Source organism: Candidatus Enterococcus huntleyi (assembly GCF_009933175.1).
Classification (GTDB): Bacteria; Bacillota; Bacilli; order Lactobacillales; family Enterococcaceae; genus Enterococcus_K; species Enterococcus_K huntleyi.
This window is the reverse complement of sequence record NZ_MAEJ01000032.1, coordinates 26,856-46,344: the sequence shown is the minus strand read 5'-3', so window position 1 is coordinate 46,344 and position 19,489 is coordinate 26,856. Positions and strand designations below refer to the sequence as shown.

The 19,489-nt window shown below is 36.7% G+C and carries 22 protein-coding genes; 6 read left to right on the top strand and 16 right to left on the bottom strand.

The genetic code is table 11. The features are described 5' to 3' along the window. Positions 1–405 precede the first annotated feature (405 nt). From BAU15_RS14650 to rpsF, 4 genes are all read right to left on the bottom strand, one after another. Positions 406–1,233 (bottom strand): dihydrodipicolinate synthase family protein, encoded by an 828-nt coding sequence (locus BAU15_RS14650; protein ID WP_161843471.1) that lies wholly within the window; start codon positions 1,231–1,233, stop codon positions 406–408. A 128-nt stretch (positions 1,234–1,361) separates the two neighbouring features. Further along, complete coding sequence (gene rpsR, locus BAU15_RS14645; RefSeq protein ID WP_161843470.1) at positions 1,362–1,601, bottom strand: 30S ribosomal protein S18; 240 nt, start codon at positions 1,599–1,601, stop codon at positions 1,362–1,364. Between the two features lie 27 nt (positions 1,602–1,628). Then, positions 1,629–2,159: a single-stranded DNA-binding protein gene (ssb, locus tag BAU15_RS14640; protein WP_161843640.1), complete on the bottom strand. Its 531-nt coding sequence runs from the start codon at positions 2,157–2,159 to the stop codon at positions 1,629–1,631. A 55-nt stretch (positions 2,160–2,214) separates the two neighbouring features. After that, entirely contained in the window at positions 2,215–2,514 is a 300-nt protein-coding gene (gene rpsF, locus BAU15_RS14635; protein ID WP_161843469.1) for a 30S ribosomal protein S6, read from the bottom strand. Positions 2,515–2,904: 390 nt separating this feature from the next. Here rpsF and BAU15_RS14630 point away from each other — a divergent pair, with 390 nt between their 5' ends. Both BAU15_RS14630 and BAU15_RS14625 read left to right on the top strand, forming a co-directional pair. Then, entirely contained in the window at positions 2,905–3,258 is a 354-nt protein-coding gene (locus tag BAU15_RS14630; RefSeq protein ID WP_161843468.1) for an MmcQ/YjbR family DNA-binding protein, read from the top strand. A 12-nt stretch (positions 3,259–3,270) separates the two neighbouring features. After that, entirely contained in the window at positions 3,271–4,035 is a 765-nt protein-coding gene (locus tag BAU15_RS14625) for an HAD-IIB family hydrolase (RefSeq protein ID WP_161843467.1), read from the top strand. A 578-nt stretch (positions 4,036–4,613) separates the two neighbouring features. Here the strand turns inward: BAU15_RS14625 and BAU15_RS14620 are convergent. The 9 genes from BAU15_RS14620 to BAU15_RS14580 all read right to left on the bottom strand — a co-directional run bounded on the left by BAU15_RS14620 (position 4,614) and on the right by BAU15_RS14580 (position 10,892). Beyond that, positions 4,614–6,497, bottom strand: coding sequence for a head maturation protease, ClpP-related (locus tag BAU15_RS14620; protein ID WP_161843466.1), 1,884 nt, complete (start codon positions 6,495–6,497; stop codon positions 4,614–4,616). Between the two features lie 469 nt (positions 6,498–6,966). Then, complete coding sequence (locus BAU15_RS14615; protein WP_161843465.1) at positions 6,967–8,367, bottom strand: DNA primase family protein; 1,401 nt, start codon at positions 8,365–8,367, stop codon at positions 6,967–6,969. After that, the gene (locus BAU15_RS14610) at positions 8,364–9,251 is read right to left on the bottom strand and encodes a primase alpha helix C-terminal domain-containing protein (RefSeq protein ID WP_237580208.1); all 888 of its coding nucleotides are present in this window, start codon (positions 9,249–9,251) and stop codon (positions 8,364–8,366) included. Before BAU15_RS14610 ends, BAU15_RS14615 begins: the two co-directional genes overlap by 4 nt. A gap of 3 nt (positions 9,252–9,254) precedes the next feature. Further along, a complete protein-coding gene (locus BAU15_RS14605) occupies positions 9,255–9,473 on the bottom strand; it encodes a hypothetical protein (protein WP_161843464.1) in 219 nt (72 codons plus the stop codon). Next, positions 9,470–9,847, bottom strand: coding sequence for a hypothetical protein (locus BAU15_RS14600; protein WP_161843463.1), 378 nt, complete (start codon positions 9,845–9,847; stop codon positions 9,470–9,472). The genes BAU15_RS14605 and BAU15_RS14600 overlap by 4 nt, the downstream gene beginning before the upstream one ends. After that, positions 9,844–10,011 (bottom strand): hypothetical protein, encoded by a 168-nt coding sequence (locus tag BAU15_RS14595; RefSeq protein ID WP_161843462.1) that lies wholly within the window; start codon positions 10,009–10,011, stop codon positions 9,844–9,846. The genes BAU15_RS14600 and BAU15_RS14595 overlap by 4 nt, the downstream gene beginning before the upstream one ends. Positions 10,012–10,139: 128 nt before the next feature. Continuing rightward, entirely contained in the window at positions 10,140–10,310 is a 171-nt protein-coding gene (locus BAU15_RS14590) for a hypothetical protein (protein WP_161843461.1), read from the bottom strand. 75 nt (positions 10,311–10,385) lie between these two features. Continuing rightward, positions 10,386–10,658 (bottom strand): helix-turn-helix domain-containing protein, encoded by a 273-nt coding sequence (locus BAU15_RS14585; RefSeq protein WP_161843460.1) that lies wholly within the window; start codon positions 10,656–10,658, stop codon positions 10,386–10,388. 33 nt (positions 10,659–10,691) lie between these two features. Then, positions 10,692–10,892 carry a helix-turn-helix transcriptional regulator gene (locus BAU15_RS14580; protein WP_161843459.1) on the bottom strand — a complete coding sequence of 67 codons (201 nt, stop codon included), beginning with the start codon at positions 10,890–10,892 and terminating at the stop codon, positions 10,692–10,694. 138 nt (positions 10,893–11,030) lie between these two features. On the opposite strand from BAU15_RS14580, the gene BAU15_RS14575 reads away from it, so the two are divergent. Further along, positions 11,031–11,645 (top strand): helix-turn-helix domain-containing protein, encoded by a 615-nt coding sequence (locus BAU15_RS14575; protein WP_161843458.1) that lies wholly within the window; start codon positions 11,031–11,033, stop codon positions 11,643–11,645. A 41-nt stretch (positions 11,646–11,686) separates the two neighbouring features. Next, positions 11,687–12,859: a tyrosine-type recombinase/integrase gene (locus BAU15_RS14570; RefSeq protein WP_161843457.1), complete on the top strand. Its 1,173-nt coding sequence runs from the start codon at positions 11,687–11,689 to the stop codon at positions 12,857–12,859. Between the two features lie 66 nt (positions 12,860–12,925). Here BAU15_RS14570 and mnmG read toward each other — a convergent pair whose 3' ends face one another. Both mnmG and mnmE read right to left on the bottom strand, forming a co-directional pair. Then, a complete protein-coding gene (gene mnmG, locus BAU15_RS14565; protein ID WP_161843456.1) occupies positions 12,926–14,830 on the bottom strand; it encodes a tRNA uridine-5-carboxymethylaminomethyl(34) synthesis enzyme MnmG in 1,905 nt (634 codons plus the stop codon). A 92-nt stretch (positions 14,831–14,922) separates the two neighbouring features. Then, the gene (mnmE, locus tag BAU15_RS14560) at positions 14,923–16,320 is read right to left on the bottom strand and encodes a tRNA uridine-5-carboxymethylaminomethyl(34) synthesis GTPase MnmE (protein WP_161843455.1); all 1,398 of its coding nucleotides are present in this window, start codon (positions 16,318–16,320) and stop codon (positions 14,923–14,925) included. Between the two features lie 563 nt (positions 16,321–16,883). Between mnmE and BAU15_RS14555 the strand changes: the two genes are divergently transcribed. After that, complete coding sequence (locus BAU15_RS14555) at positions 16,884–17,150, top strand: hypothetical protein (protein WP_161843454.1); 267 nt, start codon at positions 16,884–16,886, stop codon at positions 17,148–17,150. Between the two features lie 837 nt (positions 17,151–17,987). Beyond that, positions 17,988–18,329, top strand: a complete 342-nt coding sequence (locus BAU15_RS14550) for a heavy metal-binding domain-containing protein (RefSeq protein WP_161843453.1) — start codon at positions 17,988–17,990, stop codon at positions 18,327–18,329. Positions 18,330–18,712: 383 nt separating this feature from the next. On the opposite strand, the gene BAU15_RS14545 is transcribed toward BAU15_RS14550, so the two are convergent. Beyond that, complete coding sequence (locus tag BAU15_RS14545; RefSeq protein ID WP_161843452.1) at positions 18,713–19,486, bottom strand: DUF4097 family beta strand repeat-containing protein; 774 nt, start codon at positions 19,484–19,486, stop codon at positions 18,713–18,715. Positions 19,487–19,489 lie beyond the last annotated feature (3 nt).

Below are 19,489 nucleotides of genomic sequence, written 5' to 3'. Positions count from 1 at the left end.
TTTCTTTGACAAAACTTGCGCTAAGTATTTCAGATAAATGTTTCACGTGAAACATTTTAAAAGCCCATTTATCCTTCTTACAGATTTATTATTCACGCTCTCTTTATATCATTAGAAACGTTCAAATAATTTATTTACCGACTACTAGATTTTTTATTCAGCTTTAATCTATCAGAAATTTTCATCCGAAGTAAGGTAAATACTTGACTACTTAGACTATCATTTTAAATAGACCAATTTTTTCAAAACAGCTCTCAGATGGATGATTAAATCATGCCTGCCTCGATATCATTGTTATTTTAAAAATAACAAAAAGCTATCAATCACTTTTGACAGCTTCTTATATAGTCGTTTTCTATAAAAAAATAGCTAACTGTTGTTATACTTGAGTAGAATTATTTCTAGTTACATTTGATCCCCAAGAGGCGTTCTACATATACCAAAATCAATCTTCTCAGTTCTAGAAATTTCATTTTTTATAAAGGGTAGTGTCGATTTTTCATGTAGTTTATCAATTTTATTTTTTAGAGAATGATAGTCATGAGTAAGCTCATTTTTTAATAATGAGTCAAACCATTGCTTAACTTCATTCGGATACAAATTACCAGCAATTGAAGATAAGCCATTATAACCTAGGTTAATTTTGTGTTCTAATTCTTTTTCACCACCAGCAAAATAATGAAGTGGTCTATCAATTACATCCTTCAACTCTAGAATTTTCTTCGGATCTCCAGCTTCCTTTAGCCCTGATATTAGATGATTATTAATCAAACTTTTATATGATTCTATAGATAAATCAAAGCCTGTTCTCAAGGGATTATTATAGATAATTGCTTGTTTATTAGCTGCTTCGATTATTGACGTCGTATAGTGTAATGCTTCACTTTGAGTCGGTAGTATATAAGGAGAATAGCCAATCAAAATAGCTGATATCTGGGGCACCTTACTTATTTTTGCTGCAAGCTGCTGAGCTTCAATTTGTCTAATGCTAGATACGCCAACTATTAATTCAAAATCAGGAGTAACTTTTAAAGAAGACAAGTGATCGATTAATTCAAGCTTTTCGTTCAAACTTAACGAATGTTGTTCACCCGTCGAACCACAAACTAAAACAGATTGTATCCCAAGTTTATTCAAATATTGAATATGAGCGAAGGTCGCCTCGATATTTAAATCTTCATTTTTATCAAAAGATGTTGGTACCGCAATATGGTAATTATTCATTAGTGTCATGTTGTTGGCCTCCTCGTATCTGTTACTAGCTGTCTTTACGATTAAGTATAACAAAACGGTTCATCAAAAATAGATAAAAAAAGCTGAACCCTCATATAAATAAAGGTTCAGCTTATCAATTCTAGTTATTAGTTTTCTTCGCCTACGAAAGGTAGAAGACCCATAATACGTGCGCGTTTAATTGCAATCGTAATTTTACGTTGGTTTTTCGCACCAGTACCAGTTACACGACGTGGCAAAATTTTTCCACGTTCTGAAATAAATCTTTTCAATAAATCAACATCTTTATAATCGATGTGTTCAATATGATTAGCAGCGATAAAGTCAACTTTACGACGTTTACGCCCGCCTCTTCTTTGTTGTGCCATCCTTATTTCCCTCCTATCAAAATTTCTTTAGAATGGTAAATCATCGTCTGAAATATCAATAGTATTGCTTGACCCAAATGGATCACTCTCTCTATTGAAATCAGGCATACCGTTGGTAGATGATTGAGCTGGTTGTTGATTAAAAGTGTTTTGACCTTGGTTTGCAGTTGGATTTGGTGCAGAGTCTGCACGATTTCCATAACTAGTCCCACCATCTTGTTGACGTTGTTCTGAAGTTGAACGAGATTCCAATAATTGGAAATTCTCAGCAACGACTTCTGTCACATAAACTTTTTGTCCCTGTTGATTATCGTACGAACGTGTTTGAATACGTCCTGTTACACCTAAAAGTGTCCCTTTACGTGCATAATTCGCCATTGTTTCAGCAGATTTACGCCAAATCACACAGTTAATAAAGTCCGCCTCACGATTTCCGCTTTGGTTTGTGAAATTACGATTCACTGCCAAAGTAAATGTCGCTACAGCCGTCCCGCTAGCAGTATAGCGCAAGTCAGGATCCTTGGTTAATCTTCCTACCAATACAACATTATTAATCAAATCTGTCATCTCCTCTCATCGGTTAAATTGTTTCACGTGAAACAATTTTTATTTCTTATGCTTCTTCTTTGACAATCATGTGACGGATAATATCGTCATTGATTTTTGCAAGACGGTCAAATTCATTGATTGCCTCTGCATTTGATGGAGAAGAAACTTTTACGATGTGATAGATTCCTTCACGGTAACCGTTAATTTCATACGCTAGACGGCGTTTTTCCCAATCTTTTGACTCAAGAACTTCTGCTCCGTTATCTTTCAAAATTGTGTCAAAACGTTCAACCAAAGCGGCTTTTGCTTCTTCATCAATGTTTGGACGAATAATGTACATAACTTCATATTTCGTATTTTCCATTGATTTTTCACCTCCCTATGGACTTTAGGCCCTTGTACTTACAAGAGCAAGGAGAACAGTTTTAAAACTGCTCACAAATACAAATTATACACCTTATTCCTTATAGAATCAATGGATTCAACGAAATAAATCCTCCTTTTCTAACTTTCTTTCATCATTTTACGCATCTTAGCAACGGTATTTCTTTTTTTGATAGAAGGAACTCATTTTATCCTCCTCATAATTTAGATACGCAAAGCTAGTTCCACTTTTTTTAAAATTATGTTCTCAACGTAGAATTTCACGAATAAAAGTTTCCATCCATTTTATCCCAACCTACAACCTTAACATGCCTGATCTCACTAGCCAGTGTGGTATCATGGAGGAAATGAACCACCGAGGGGATGCAAAATGATTACAAGAGACGAATTGATCGAGCATATTTTTAACCGCTACAATGTGCAGCCAGAATATCCATTTAAGAAATTTTCTACCTACGCTGTCTTCAGACATCAGAGGAATCGAAAGTGGTTTGCGCTAATCACTGATACACCTAAAGATAAACTTGGTTTAGACGGGGCAGAGAAAATCGATATTATCGGCTTAAAACTCAATCCCGAATTAATTACCCTTTTACAAGGAAAAGACGGCTATTTCCCTGCTTATCATATGAATAAAGAACATTGGATCTCTATTTCACTAGACGCTGCCGATCCAGAAGAATTGGAACAATGGATTGAGGAAAGCTATCTGTTGACGAGATAAAGGAGGATTATTTTGAGTAGCTATAAAGCAATTATATTTGATTACGATGGAACAATAAAATCGCAAAATGAACAAAGAATATCTGCTGAGATTAAGTCTCTCTTACTCACTCTTCGTGAAAATAATATCCTTATCTTCCTCGCCACGGGACGTCCCCATGAGCACTGTAGCTATCTGCTTTCTGAGCAATTAGTTGACTGTATAATAAGTGCGAATGGCTCACTCGTGCGCAATGAAGCGGCACTCATCCATGCCACACCGCTTACTGAACAAACAGTGGCCGACTTTCTTACCTGCTGCAAAGACAATCAATTTGCTGGCACGCTTTATACCGATACACTTTATTCTAATGGGATACTGAATGAGAACCTCGAGATAGGCCTACAACAATCGATGAATATCACTGCTGATTCCTTGGAGATTTACGAATCCTCTCGCCTATCAGAAGCTTATTTGCTCTGCGCTTTTTGTCCTGATACGATAGATGAATCCTTGAAGAAAAACTTTTCAAACCAGTTTTTATCTAGATGGCATCCGACCATTATCAGCATATTGGATACTGAGGTAACCAAAGCCACTGGTATCCTCAAAGCTCTTGAATATTATCAGATTACTCCTCATGAATGCATAGCAGTCGGTGACGGAACGAACGATATTGAGATGCTCGAGTTATCAGGACATGGCATCGCAGTCGGCTCAAATAATGCTAAATTAGTCGCCGCATCTGATCAAGTAATTACCGCCGTTGATGAGCGCCTGTTAGAGCTATTTTTGTAAATACTTCCTACTACCTCATCCTCTCTCTCTTTCACCGCAAAGAAAAAAGGCTTATTTCTAAGCCTCTTCCTTCTTCACTTTTGCAATCTTTCCTTGCTCAATATAGTCGAATAATCTAATATCTAGTATTCACGATTATTGATTTACAGATATTTATATATGCTTTCACTTGGGAAAACCACCACATATTCTTGTGTATTTTGTGTATCCCGTATTCAAAACCGTATTCAAACTTCATTAGCTGGGGGCATTTACATACTTTGAGATAATACATAACTAAGGATTTATTCTTACGGATAGATGCTTTTTTTTGTTTAAAAAAATGGGGGAGGGGGGGTCGTACGTAAGCACGTCGCATTTGTTTAATTGACCCCTACCACCGGTTCACACCGTTCACACTTTAGCCCAAAATATTTCGGTGGGGGGGTATTACAAATACTGATATAATAAGAAAAAGAGATGCTTTCTCGAAAAATACACCTCTTTATCTATTTGTCTTACATTCATTATCTTTTTACATTAGTTACTACTCAAATAGGAACAAATATGCTTAAATTCCACATGTTTAATTACTATTTTTACTTAATATCATCAAGAATAATGAAGTGTGGTTCATGAATCGTTTGTACATCTGCACGTAAGTAAGCTCTTATCTTATACTTAAGATTACTAAACGCGTCACCAGCTACACGAGTAACTTCTATAGTCACGCCCGTGCGTACACCATACCATAGCTTCGTAAAGTCACCTACAACCGCAAAGCTTCCGTCATTCTCAGCACCTAAGTCATTCGGTACTTGTGTTGTTGTAAGCTTGTGTGTTAAGTTCTCATAGCTCTTAGGTGCGTTCAGAGGTTGCCCACTAACATCTGTTAAGGCGTCTAACTCTCCGTAAGTCCGTGGCGAACAAATAACTCCATTAGGCGTTCCGTTAGCTGATAAAATCGAGGTAACGGCTTTACTAAATTCTTTATAATTCTCTAGTGCTTTACCTACTGTTTGTTTTTGAATACCTTCTCGATTATAGATACCTTTAGGCTCTATCTCTGTACCAGCCCCCAGCAGTCCCACTCTATCTAATTCTAATGCTAGTGCATTGACAATACTTTGAGTGACAATCTGATCAATGTTCAATGCATCTTCTAACAACTCAATTGTGATATCTGACATGCCAACCAAAGTTTTTGCTTCGAACTTCACTGGTTCAAAGTCTGCATCTGTTTCATTGATGGGCGCACCTTCTTTTTTCCAATGTGGTTTAATATCCCCTGTTTGTTTAGCAAAGACTAATGTAGATGAAGTCATAGGGACTGTTTTAGCCCCAGCAGTCATTAATACGGATTGCGCACGTACCATATTGATCAGTTCATTTGATAGTGGAGCTGGAATCAATACGCCACCACTTCCATCACGATTGGCAGCCACTACCTGCTGTTCTTTCTCGGCTCCATTCCATTTACCAGTTGCCATTCCTTTTACAAGTTTACCAATACTCATATCAGAGAACTCTTTTTGCTCAAATTTGCTTTGATTAGGCACAGTAAGTTTTTGCTCAGGCGATAGCACCTGTACTTTTTTCCCGTCTTTATAAAAGTGTTGTTGTTTATCTTTCGTGCTATCCATTTTCAAGCTTTGCTCTTCTTCATGCAACTTTCGTTCAAACTCTTTAATTTCAGACATTTCAATTTTATCAACTAATGAACTATAGAAAGGATAGTCCTTCATCAATTGCTCATGGGTACAATTTTTATGTTCATTGATAAACTCCTCTTGTTGTTCTTTTAACTCTTCTAGTGTTTCAATTTTTCTAATTTTCATCATATCTTTTTCCTCTTTCTTTTCTTCAAATTTTATTGGGTTATTTTTTAAACTATTGATATAGGTTGACTCGTTGAATTTCGCTACTAGCTCAACTTGATTTGTTACTTCATCACAAAAACCATAGTTCTTACATTCCTCTGCACTAAGCCACGTTTCTTCATCTAATAACTCGATAAGTTTTTCTCTGGTGATTTTTCCATTTGACTTAGATAAATACGCATCAATTGAGCTTTCTCTTATCTTATCTAAGGTATCAGCCATTTTTCTTAGTTCATTGGAATTACCGTATGACAATGACGACATAGGGTTGTGAATCATCATCATACTATTTGACGGCATTATAACTTTATCTCCAGCCATTGCGATTACAGTTGCTATGCTACAAGCTACACCGTCAATGTACACAGTTATCATAGCTTTGTGGTTTTTAAGCATATTGTAAATGGCTACACCACTAAAGACACTCCCCCCATACGATTGTACTCTTACTTCTATTTCTTCAACTGCTTTAATAGTGGACAGGTCATTTCTGAAGCTAATTGCGCTAACATCACTCTCAGAATAATTTTCATCTGTTATATCACCATATATATACACAGTTGCTTTGCGCCCACTCTTTTCGATTTGATAATATTTTTCCATATTAACCCTCTCTTTTTTTTATTTTCTTTAGATTCGGCTTTGCCCTAATCCTGTTCATTAAATACCTCCATTTTTAGTTGCGAATACCCTGTATAATCGCAAGTCACTTAATATCGTTCTATCCCTTGGTGTATAAGCGATTGAGCCACATTTTCTAAAATCATTAAAATAGCACGATTATCACTACTTATTACTTAAGAATATTTAAAAAAATGTCCCCCTTACTAGAAAGTTAAATATACTTGGACACTTTGGACACCTATAGAACAATCGCTTATATATCAACGTTTATAATTACTGATAAGGATACTCAAAAATGTATATTGTTGGACACCACTTTGGACACCTTAAAAACATGTCCATGTCTATGTCCAAACGAATTTGTATAAATATCAAATTATCATTCAATAAAACAATGTTATATTATCGTTTATAATTACCTGTCCAAACTGTCCAATACTTTTCATTTTTATGTTAGGGTATACCCATTTTTCAACTGTAGATGTCTATACCTCCACAACCTTGAGCCCTTAATACTCTGCTTAACTTTGACGATTCCCATCTTCTCAAGTTGCTTACTAAACTTAGGTTGGGACAATTCCCGTAAACTTTCTTGGTAACAAAATTTCTGATATTCCTCATAAATCATTTTGGAAGAATCACCTTGCTTTGATTCCATATCAATTTCGCATTTTTCTTCAATGAACCGCAAGACATGATTTGACTCTTTTAACCACTTCTCTTTGGCTTGCTTCATCTTAGGTGATATAGTCAATTCTTTTCGTTCTAACGCATCTCTAAACATACGAATACAATAAACTGCAAACACTGGTATTTCAGCTTCAATTGCTTTTAAATCATGTTTCTTCTTAAACGCTTCATCTATGACGCAATCAAAAGGAACAACATATAATCGACGTTCAAAACCTCGTGTAAAATCGTTAAATGCTGGCAATTCATTTGCCGAAAATATCAGCTTAGCAAAATTCACAAACATAAAATGGTCTTTCCCTTTAAACTCGGCAGATAAACGATCTCCACCAGTCAAGGCTTTTAATAACCCTGTAGACTTAAGAAACTCAGAATCAACGTCCGCGAACAAGTTGGCTTCTTTCTGAAATAGGTTGGCACTAGCAAAACGATTCTGTTTATTCCCTAAGTCCTGTAAGGTCATATTACTAACATTGTCAGACCCTAATACCTTATTAAAAATATTTAAGAAAGTAGATTTCCCATTTTCGCCTGTACCTTGTAGAATGGTAATAGTCTGAAATGGTTCATAGCTACGATAAAAGCAATACCCGATAATCTCCATCAGATGCTTAGCGCTATAAGAATGACCCGTTAACTCTTCCAGCCATTCAATTGTTTTGGTAGGAACTTCTTTTGTCGTGGGATCAATATCGTAACTATGACTTTGAAGAATATAATTTTTTGTATCATGAGGTTTCATTTCATTAGTTTTTATATTGTAAGTACCATTCTTAAAATTAGTTAAATATGGCTTACTTCGATTAAAAGGATTTTCTTTCATAGAAGAATCAAATATTTTGATGAATATAAATTTTTTTGTTTCATATAATTTCGACTGTGACCATTGACCAACACTTTCTAAATTCTTAGTGATATAACCATCTAAAAAATCACTTAGGCTATCCATACGCCATGACCCTGTTTTTGAATCGAATCTAGCCCCTTGTGATAATTCGCTAGTACGAATCATAGGTATCTCTTTCATAATCTCATAGCCTAATTGAGAAGCACTAACCTTCATATTTCCCTTATCATCAAAATATATCCAACTTGGTAATTCCTTATTTTCCTCTTGCTTCTTCTTTTGCAATTCCTTTAAATTTATTAACTCACTCAATTAGCGCCCAACTCCTTTCTAGCTATCGAATAGAAAGTTTCCTCCACTTCTTTTTCTGATAACGGTTCGGTAAAATATTGATTGGCAACTCTCACAAGTTCTAACACTGCACTTACATCTACCGCGCGAGCCAACAACCCCCCTGTGATTTGTGCAATTCTGTTATTTCTATTTCCTTCCTCACAACCAGCGACAATACTTTCAAATAATTCTGTAGTAGTATTTCGATAACGGGAACCACCTTTTTTGAATTGATTGAAGCTTTTTTTAGTTTCTATTTTTTGTTGTGGTATAGCCCATGTTTTTGCCAATTCTAACGTCTGACTTAATGGAAATTTATTTTTTCTATGATAGATTAGTATTTGTTCACGTTTAACAAATTGTGTCAAAACTGGTAATAATTGAATTTGTGACCAAGTGCCGTTTGATACATCAACAGCCTTTAAAACATTCTTCAACAATTTTTCTGAAAAGAAATGAACCAATAGTTTATAGTCAGCTTCATTCACGTTTTCATCTAAGGGGATAACCAACCGATATCGAACGCCTTTCACTCCATAACTAATAGTCGGGTACAATACATAAGACACATCAGCAAGTAGCTTATGAACTGTTTGAATCATAGCTTCTTCTGTTAACACCACATCATCTAAATCTAAAATTAAACAGTCGCGACTAACTAAGTTTGCATTTTTACGAGTTAAACCAGTCATTATCCCAGCAATAAACCCATCTACACCAATTGTTTTTAACTTTTTCTGTTCTTCGGGATCAACAGGAACAACAACCTGTTTTGGCTCATACTCAGAAAAAAATTGAATAATGTTCTTATTGATAGGCTCTTCCATGATAGATGGTCTGACTTTACCAATATAAATACTCAATCCTCATTCACTCCCTTCGTTCGTTCCATACGCTTCAATATTACTTGCATGTTTCTCTGCAAAGCAGTGAATAGCCATGAGAACCCCTTCTATCCTTTCGGTTGATTCATTTGTTGATACACCAGTATAGTAGTGCGTAATTACTTGTAGCCCCTCGATTGCCCCAACTAAATAATTAGCGTCTGCAGATAAATCATCTAAATTCATTTCCTTCAGCGTCATAAGTTAGTCACCTCGGTTTGCTTAAGTTTATTAAGTTCTAATCTCAAATTATCTCGAACAAATTCTGCTCCTAATAATTGGTTTTGATATCCAACCCAAATACTGAATGCTTTTACCCTAGCCGTTCTTTCATCGGATTGCTTCAGTAGCTCCTTAAAAATTTCCTCTTTCACGTCTCTGACTTCCGAACAAACATTTTTATATTCTGACTGCCGTTTCAATATATATAAGATTTCTAACCGCTCATCAAACGTTTCTCCAAATAATGTACGTCCTATTTTTCTTTCTAACTCATCGATACCTTCAGCTATTTCTTCGAGTTTGAAATTTTTCATAGTATTAAGAATCTCTGAATCGTAATCAAGCCATGTCATTCTTTTGTACCTCCTACAAATCTGTTATGTTCCCATTCATCAAAATTCATAAACAATAGCAAACTTGCACCTACAAATAAACTGGACATAATTACTTTTGGTAACATGATCGTAAGTTCACCTAGTAAAAAAGCGACTATAATTAGATTAATTTTATTCTTCATGGTGTACGCTCCATTCTGTTTGTGTTAGAATGAGAACAGAAACAGGCGTATTATAGCCCTTTGTTTGCCTTTATCCTGTCCGCCAAGACAATTTGGGATAATGGCTTTTTTTCTGCACTCATTCATAGTTATTTCCCTTCCTGTGTAGCTCTCAGATTGCTTAATTGCTTGGAAATGTTATCTAGTTCCTTCAACTCAGCTTCGTTCAATCGCCGACATTCCTTCAATGCTGGCTTAGCAATTTCAAACTTTCTATCCATCAACCAGCATGCCTTTTGTAGAATTTGAGATTCATTCATTTTCGTTCCTCCTGTGTACTTCATCAGAGACTAACATTTGACTAACCGACTTCCATTTTTGCCCCCAGCAACTTTTTAAATTTCAAATTGTAACATCCATTCATCAACTTTTTTTCGATTGCAGCGCTTCGTCTGATTGATGATAGAAACTGGAAAATCCAATTCCTTAATAAATTTAGATAGATTAGATCGTGATACTTGTAAATAATCACAAGTCGTTTCTAAGTCCATCCATTCCGGAAAATTTCTCTTTTCGATTTCTTGTTGCATTGTCTCAGCCCATACACGACTTGCGACCTCGTTTAATTGTTCTTCGATAGTTGGGCTTAAATCAACTTCTAACTTCATTCAACCACCTCGTTCTTTGTATTTCTTTGCGAATCAACTAAAAAAAATAGTATCAATAGTGATATCTGGGAAAATGGTTTTTACTAGTCCTTTGAACAACAATTTTTCTTCATCTGAAAATTGAATTTTCCCATTTTCTTTTTGCCAATACGACTGAGTTGAAATATTGAATATTTTTGCCATCTCAGATTGGGTTTTTCCTAACATTTTTCTGTATCCAGCCACCTTATTCATAACGCACCTCTTTTCTTTGCATTTCTTAGTACATTCTCATTAAAACATATTCTTTAATTATCGTCAATTAAAACTTTGTATTTCTTTGCGGTTTAGTTTAAAATGTTAATATAAAGGATTTCACGAAAGGAGAAAAATATGTACAAATTAGAAGATGTTCTTTTAAAAGACTTTAAACCCAACCCAAGCGAAGTGGGGCTTAGAATAAAAGAAATTAGATTTAAACTCGGCTATAGCATGACTGAATTTGCACGCCACATAGACACAAAAGCCAAAAGTGGAACAGTTAGTAACTGGGAGACCGGTAAAAACCTACCTAATAATAAACGTTTAAAAAAAATTGCTGAACTAGGAGAAGTATCACTCTTATACCTGTTAAAAGGAGAAAAAAGTTTAGATGATCTTTCTGAAAATGAATACGAGACACTTTCTAAAGATAGAGAATCATATTCATTGAAATTTAATATGAGTCTCGCTTGGGATTTGAAATCAAACTTTATTAAACTAGAAAATGAAGACTTATCGGACTGGCAAGTATCGGTATTAAATAATTCTATTAAACTAATATTAGCCTTTTCTGATAATGATGAAGTATTAACATTATTTGATAGTCTTATTGAAAATTCAAGAATAGTTTTGTCGGAAAAATTCAATAAAAAAATAAACAAAAATGAAGATTTTGTTCATAGTTTAGTATTGTTAGAAGATGATATTAATACATTAAAACAAGATGTTAGTGGTTTATTAGACTAACCTCCTCCACTTGCCCCCAGCAGTACCAGGAGGGAATAATATTGGCAACAATCAAAAGTTATATAAAAAAAGATGGCACTAAAGCCTACCTGTTTCAAACTTATCTCGGAGTTGATCCTGTAACAGGGAAAGAGAAACGAACAACAAGAAGAAATTTTGCTACTAAAAAGGACGCGCAACTCGCACTAGCCAAATTGGTAGTTGAAACCGAAAAAAATGGTTTACATGAATCGTCAAAAAAAATAAAAACATTCAAAATACTGTATGAGCTTTGGTTTGAGCAACATAAGAAAGATATTAAACCAACCACTGAACAACGTATTAAAATTTATTTTGATAATCACATACTTAAAAAACTAGGCAAAATGAAACTATCAAAGATTACACCATTGTATTGTCAAAAGATATTAAATGAATGGGCTGATAGCCTAGCAACCTATAAACAAATGCGTATATATGTAAGTATGGTATTTAAATACGGCATTTTAATCGGTGCTATAGACGATAATCCAATGGAACGAACAATCGTTCCAAAACGTAAAATGACCAGTAATAAAGAAGAATCCGACAGCTATTACACAAAAGAAGAACTGCAGGAATTTTTATCTTGCTTAAAACAGTTGAATGATAATCGATCATACACTTTTTTTAGAGTATTAGCTTTTGTTGGCTTACGAAAAGGTGAAGCTTTGGCTCTTACTTGGAATGATATTGATTTTGAAAATAGACTGATAAACATCAATAAGACTCTAGCAGAATTGAAAAATGGCAAGCCCATTATTCAAGATACAAAAACAGATTCCTCAAATAGAGTGGTTCAAATGGATAGAAAAACTTGTAATATATTAAGGGAATACAAAAACCACATCATCAAAGAAAAATTCGCTCTCGGCATAAGAGATGAAAATTTCAATAACAATGTGGTATTCAGTAACTCTGTACTTTATAGAGAAAACCAATATTTGTATAAAGCCTATCCTAATCATGTCATGGAGAAAGTCAAACGTCATTTCCCCGATATGAAAATAATAAAAGTTCACGATTTTAGAAAAACGAACGCTTCTCTACTGTTTGAAAGTGGTGCTAGCATTAAAGATGTTTCTCAGCGGTTAGGTCATAAATCTACCAAGATTACAACTGACATTTATATCAAAGTAACTAAAGCTAAACAGAACGAAACAGCAGAAAAGTTTTCCGAATACATGGCGTTTTAAAAACCCGTATTCAAAACCGTATTCAATTTCTTTTTGGTCTATATTGAACACATAGAATCCTTGCTATTACTCACTTTTAGAAGTAGTTTTTGCAATCTTTCCTTGCTCGATATAGACCATCAAGATACTCAAATCAGAGGGGTTAACGCCACTGATTCGACTTGCTTGAGCAATCGTTTCGGGTTGGATTTTTTGTAATTTTTGTTTGGCTTCTGTTGCTAAGCCGTTGATAGCTTCGTAGTCGATGGCTTCCGGAATTCGTTTGGCTTCCATCCGTTTTAGCTTATCGACTTTTTCTAAAGCTTTCTTGATGTAGCCTTCATATTTCACTTGAATTTCGACTTGTTCGACTTCTTTTTTCGTCAAGGCTTCATTCTCAGGAATAAATAAAAGTAATTCTGCATAGCTGATTTCTGGTCGTTTCAAGAAATCAATCGCCAATATGCCGTCTTTTAATTCCGCTGAATTTTTTTCTTTTAGGAAAGTTTGAATTTCTTTTGTTGGTTTCAAACGAATCTTTTTCAAACGCAGTAATTCTTCCTCAACTGCTTGTTTTTTCGCAAGGTAAGCCGCATATTGTTCTTCTTTAACCAAGCCTATTTGGTGCCCAACCTCAGTCAAACGCAAGTCAGCATTATCATGGCGTAAAATTAAGCGGTATTCAGCACGTGATGTCAATAAACGGTAAGGTTCGTTCGTTCCTTTAGTCACCAAATCATCAATCATAACACCGATATAGCCATCACTTCTTTTCATGACAAATGGTTCTTTGCCTTGCACTTTAAGCGCCGCATTAATTCCAGCAATCAGTCCTTGACCGGCTGCTTCTTCATAGCCACTCGTACCATTGGTCTGCCCAGCTGTATACAAGTTTTCGATGACTTTTGTTTCCAACGTTGGTCGTAATTGATGTGGTACTACAACATCATACTCAATCGCATAACCTGTGCGCATCATTTCGACTTTTTCTAAACCAGCAATCGAATGCAACATTTCTACCTGTACATCCTCTGGTAAGGACGTCGATAACCCTTGTACATAGACTTCTTCGGTGTTTAAGCCTTCTGGTTCCAAGAATAATTGATGACGCGGCTTGTCAGAAAAACGCACAATTTTATCTTCAATAGAAGGACAATAACGTGCACCCACTCCTTCAACAATCCCCGTAAACATCGGTGCTCGGTGTAAGTTTTTTTGAATAATTTGATGCGTGCCTTCATTGGTATAGGTCAACCAACACGGTTCTTGATTCAAATTATAGGCACTATCAGGTGTCGCAAAACTAAAATGATTCGGCTCTGCATCGCCAGGTTGTTCCTCTGTTACACTATAGTCAATCGAACTAGATTTAACGCGTGGCGGTGTGCCCGTTTTAAAGCGCGCAATCTCAAAGCCCAACTCTTTCAAATGATCCGCTAAACTCACGGATGGTTGCGAATTATTCGGCCCAGAAGAATACTTCAACTCACCAATAATAATCTCACCCCGTAACGCTGTCCCAGCCGTGATAACCACCGCTTTTGCTGCATAAGCCGCACCAGTTGCTGTCACAACTCCTCGACAAACGCCGTCTTCAACAATCAGTTGATCGACGATTCCTTGGCGCAACGTCAAATTTTCTTCTTTTTCAATGGTATACTTCATTTCTGTCGCATAAGCATGTTTGTCAGCTTGCGCACGCAAAGCCCGAACAGCCGGTCCTTTACCTGTATTCAGCATCCGCATTTGAATATATGTCTTGTCAATATTGCGTCCCATTTCGCCACCTAAGGCATCAATCTCGCGCACAACCACGCCTTTAGCCGGTCCCCCAACTGAAGGATTACATGGCATGAACGCGACCATATCTAAATTAATCGTCAATAAGAGCGTCTTCGCCCCCATTCGCGCCGAAGCCAACGCTGCTTCTGAACCCGCATGGCCTGCGCCGACGATGATGACATCGTAAGATTCTGCATTAAATTGTGTCATGTTCTTTCTTCCTTTCCACTCTGCCTAACTATTCGCTAGCTTACTCAACCAGCTACTTACTCAGACATTCACCTAGTTATCAGTTTACCTACCTATTTACCTAAGCAGAATTGACTGAATAATTGCGTAATCAGCTCATCCTGTACACTGTCCCCAACAATTTCGCCTAAATAATCCCAGCAACGCGTCATATCAATTTGAACGAGGTCGACTGGCATGCCTGCATCAATCCCCACTACGACTTCGCCTAAGGAAATAGCTGCCTGTTCCAACAAGGCAATGTGGCGCGTATTTGAGACATACGTCGCATCCTTTTCACCCGTTTGTCCGCCAAAGAATAAGTCTGCAATCGCTTCTTCTAGCTTATCTAAGCCATCATTCTTCACGACAGAAACAGCAAAAATCGGTTCGCCATCTAAGAATTCTTGCGCCTCATCCAGTGTTAATTTAGCCGGTAAATCCGTTTTATTTAATAAGACAATCCGCTTCAAGCCTTTAGTCGCTTCAAATAGATTCAGATCTTCCTGAGTCAACAGCTCGCTTTGGTTTAACACTAATAAAATTAAATCCGATTCCGCCAAAGCTTTGCGGCTTCTTTCCACGCCAATCCGTTCAACAATGTCCTCTGTCTCGCGAATTCCCGCTGTATCGATTAACTTCAACGGAACTCCTCTCACATTGACATACTCTTCAATCACATCACGTGTGGTCCCTGCAACATCCGTCACAATCGCCTTTTCTTCTCGTAATAAATGATTTAGGAGACTTGATTTCCCAACATTTGGTCGACCAATAATCGCTGTACTCAAGCCTTCTCGCAATATTTTCCCTTGTTTAGCAGTCACTAGCAATTGCTCAATTTGTTTTTGGACAAAGTTGGCTTTTTCAAGCAATAATTTCGTCGTCAACTCTTCCACATCATCATATTCAGGATAATCAATATTGACCTCCACCTGAGCCAGCGTCTCTAAAATTTCTTGGCGCAACGCTCGAATTAATGAAGAAAGATTCCCATCGAGCTGATTTAAGGCCAGATTCATCGCACGATCCGTCTTTGCCCGAATCAAATCCATCACCGCTTCAGCTTGTGAGAGATCGACACGGCCATTTAAGAACGCTCGCTTCGTAAATTCCCCTGGTTCAGCCAAACGCGCGCCTTCTCTTAAAACAAGCTGCAATAATTGATTCACGACGACAATCCCCCCGTGACAATTAATCTCTACCACGTCTTCTCTAGTAAATGTCTTTGGTGCTCTCATGACAGAGACCATCACTTCATCGACAATTTGCTCACTCTTAGGATCAATGATATGCCCATAATGAATCGTATGGGACGGCACTTCAATCAGTCGCTTACTTCCCGATTGATAAACTTTATCGGCAATCTGGACCGCCTGATCGCCACTTAATCGAACAATACTAATCGCGCCTTCACCCGGTGGGGTCGAAATAGCAGCAATTGTATCAAATTCTAAGGTAATTTCAGCCATTCTGTTCTCCTCCTGTCTCGGCGCACAAAAAAAGCGCCCACTCCACCCTTTGATTAAAAAAGGTAGACTCGCACTTTGACTGCTGTCTGTTAAATTTTCTTGTCATAGATTAGCATAAATTTTCGTTCTATGCAAGTTGTTTCGCCATTCTTAGCGTTTTTTTGTCACTCACAGCCATTCATAATTATTGATACGTATTCCATTCTAGTTAACTCAATCCTCATCCACCAAATAAACAAACACTACATCCTCATCTCATTAAAAATACCTCTTTAGGATTAACATAAAGTCCTTACTATTTATTTACGCAAAAATAGCAAGTTCCATTATTTTTTTAGAGATAAATAGCATTTAAAGCTAAATACAGAAAAGCCTATTATATTGAAGAAAATGAGCGTATAGTTAGGACACGGAAAGTTAGCTTGACGGCTGATTCCACTAATTCAATATGAGTAGGACGCCACTAAAGGTTTGAAAATAATGAACGATGGAGATGACGCCAAAAATGATTGGAAAATTTTTTGTCTTTATTCTTCTGAGTGATTCTAACAGGAGAAACATCAATGAAAATCCTAAACCTATTGACTCAACTTGCGAAAACACTCCCTGTGTTACTCGCAGCTCACGTCAGTGGTGGGATAGTATTGCTTGTTTGTATCGTGTGGTTAGCGGGGAAATTAATGAATTGTATCTGTGATGTAGTGATTGTTCGTGCACAATGTGCACGAGATATAAAAGTCGCGTCTATTCATTCAAGTTCACCCAATGCTCGGCCACCTGATGAACAAGCGACACGTCTTGATAGACATAAAAAAAACCGTCACGGTTAGACGCCCAGCACGGTTTAATAGAAAAAACTATTGAATTACGTTGGAACTAGCCTACAAGTTGAATTGTAATAAGTTCCGTATTGAAGTCCGATTCGCGTCGGGCTTCTTTTCTATTTCAATGTACTCTTTTCTTTTCCTTCTGTCAACTTTCTTTTTTTTGAAAATATCTTAGTTTATTCAGTTACTAGCTGTTTTCGGCTGTTTCTACTTACATTAGTTCATCCAATGCTCGGCCACCTGATGAACAGACGACACGTCTTGATAGACATAAAAAAAACCGTCACGGTTAGCGCCCAGCACGGTTTTTTAGAAAAAACTATTGAATTACGTTGGAACTAGCCTACAAGTTGAATTGTAACAAGTTCCGTATTGAAGTCCGATTCGCGTCGGGCTTCTTTTCTATTTCAATGTACTCTCTTCTTGTCCTTATGTCAACGTTTCTTTTTGGGAAAATATCTTAGTGTATTTAGTTACTGGCTGTTTCTAGTCATTTCTATTCATTCTAGTTCATCCAATGCTCGGCCACCTGATGAACAGACGACACGTCTTGATAGACATAAAAAAAACCGTCACGGTTAGGACCCAGCACGGTTTAATAGAAAAAAACTATTGAATTACGTTGGAACTAGCCTACAAGTTGAATTGTAATAAGTTCCGTATTGAAGTCCGATTCACGTCGGGCTTCTTTTGTTTGCTTCTTCAACTTACTCTTCTCTCCCCCTTCTGTCAACGTTTCTTTTTCTAAAAGCATCTAATCTATTCCTTCGCCAACCATATATCTTTCTTTTTCTACCTTAGCCACGTAAAATAGAAGATGAAGAAAAGGAGTGAAGACAAATGAGTTTATTTTCTGATGAACCCCACGCAAAAGAAATCAGCAACGAACAAATTGAAGAAGTCACTTTATCGACAGGTAATGTCAATGTCAAATACGTTGTCCGCGATGTCCTCTTTATAGCGGAACGGCACCAAGTTGATTTATTCGATGAGCAGCTCGATTTAAATGAACTATTTTCATCTCTCAAATTTAAATTAAAGAAAAAAGCCGTCAGTTACGGTGCAGATGCTGTCATCAATTGCCGCTTTGAGCACAAAACCAGTCTAGTCGATGGCCTTCCCTATGCTGAGCTATTCGCTTATGGGACCGTTGTTCAATTCACGCAAACAACTATCGGTTAACAGCGACTAATTACAGGTAACAGTCCTAGCAATCTCACCACTAATATCAACTATCTAAATCGACTAATTACCTAGAAAAAGGCAGCCATGATTTTTAAAATAAATCATGGCTGCCTACTTATTTCCCTATGCATTTTGTCTATACAAAAAGCCAGACATAACAAAAGTTATGCCTAGCTTTTTAATCAAAGTAATAAACCCTTCATCGCATGTTTACTTCGATAAGAATGAATTCTTATAAAATATACTTGGTTTCGCTTTCTTTGTCAATTCATTTCGGATAGATATGAAAGATTTATCGATAATCCACCAGATTGAAGGGAAATAGTGCTCTATTCTCACTTATCCTTCTTCTCAGTCAGTCATTCAACCAACGTTGTCCTTCAATTAAATACGATACTGCCTTTGCTATTTTTTATAGTCAGTTGATTTTGTCCTTCACCCACTTTTATTGCCTGGGGGTCGATTTCTTTCCCAAAAACTTCAGCCTCAATCTCTTTAGCGACTAATTTAGCTGTGATATTCTCTGGTGCCTGATGAAAACTTATAGCTACTTCATCGCCTTCTGATTCGATTTCTGTCAGCTCTTTTTCGTTGAATTTTTTGAACCCAATATCGCCACTTTTTGTCCTTACAAATAACTGATCTGCCTGATTATCAGACACTAAAATATCCCCATGAGTCGATTCGATAACATGTGTGCGTCCAGTTACTTTACTTAAGGAAATATCACCAGATTCTGTGCGACAATCTAACTTATCTATCGTGCTTTCACCAATATCAATCGATCCTGATTGACTGATGATCGTTATTTCCTGCTCACTATTTTTAGGCAGCCAGACCTTAATTTTCCGACTCTTTCTAAAACTAAATCCGCCAAAATAATCTTTTTGTTCGCCTTTTTGAGCAATTTTTAACGTACTTCCTTCTACTTTAATATCCAGCAACTCATCTGTAATCAGTCCTGCCATCGCCACTTCGACTTTATCCTCATCACCCGCTAGTATTTCTATATCCCATTGCTGACTCGTCAGATTAATACGTTCAATCGTTCCAATAACCATTTGTTTTTCTATTTTCTTTTCTGCAGATTGGCTCACAAATACCCCCATCACGATTGCGACAATCACTAAAAGACCGATGACTAGCTTCTTCATTGT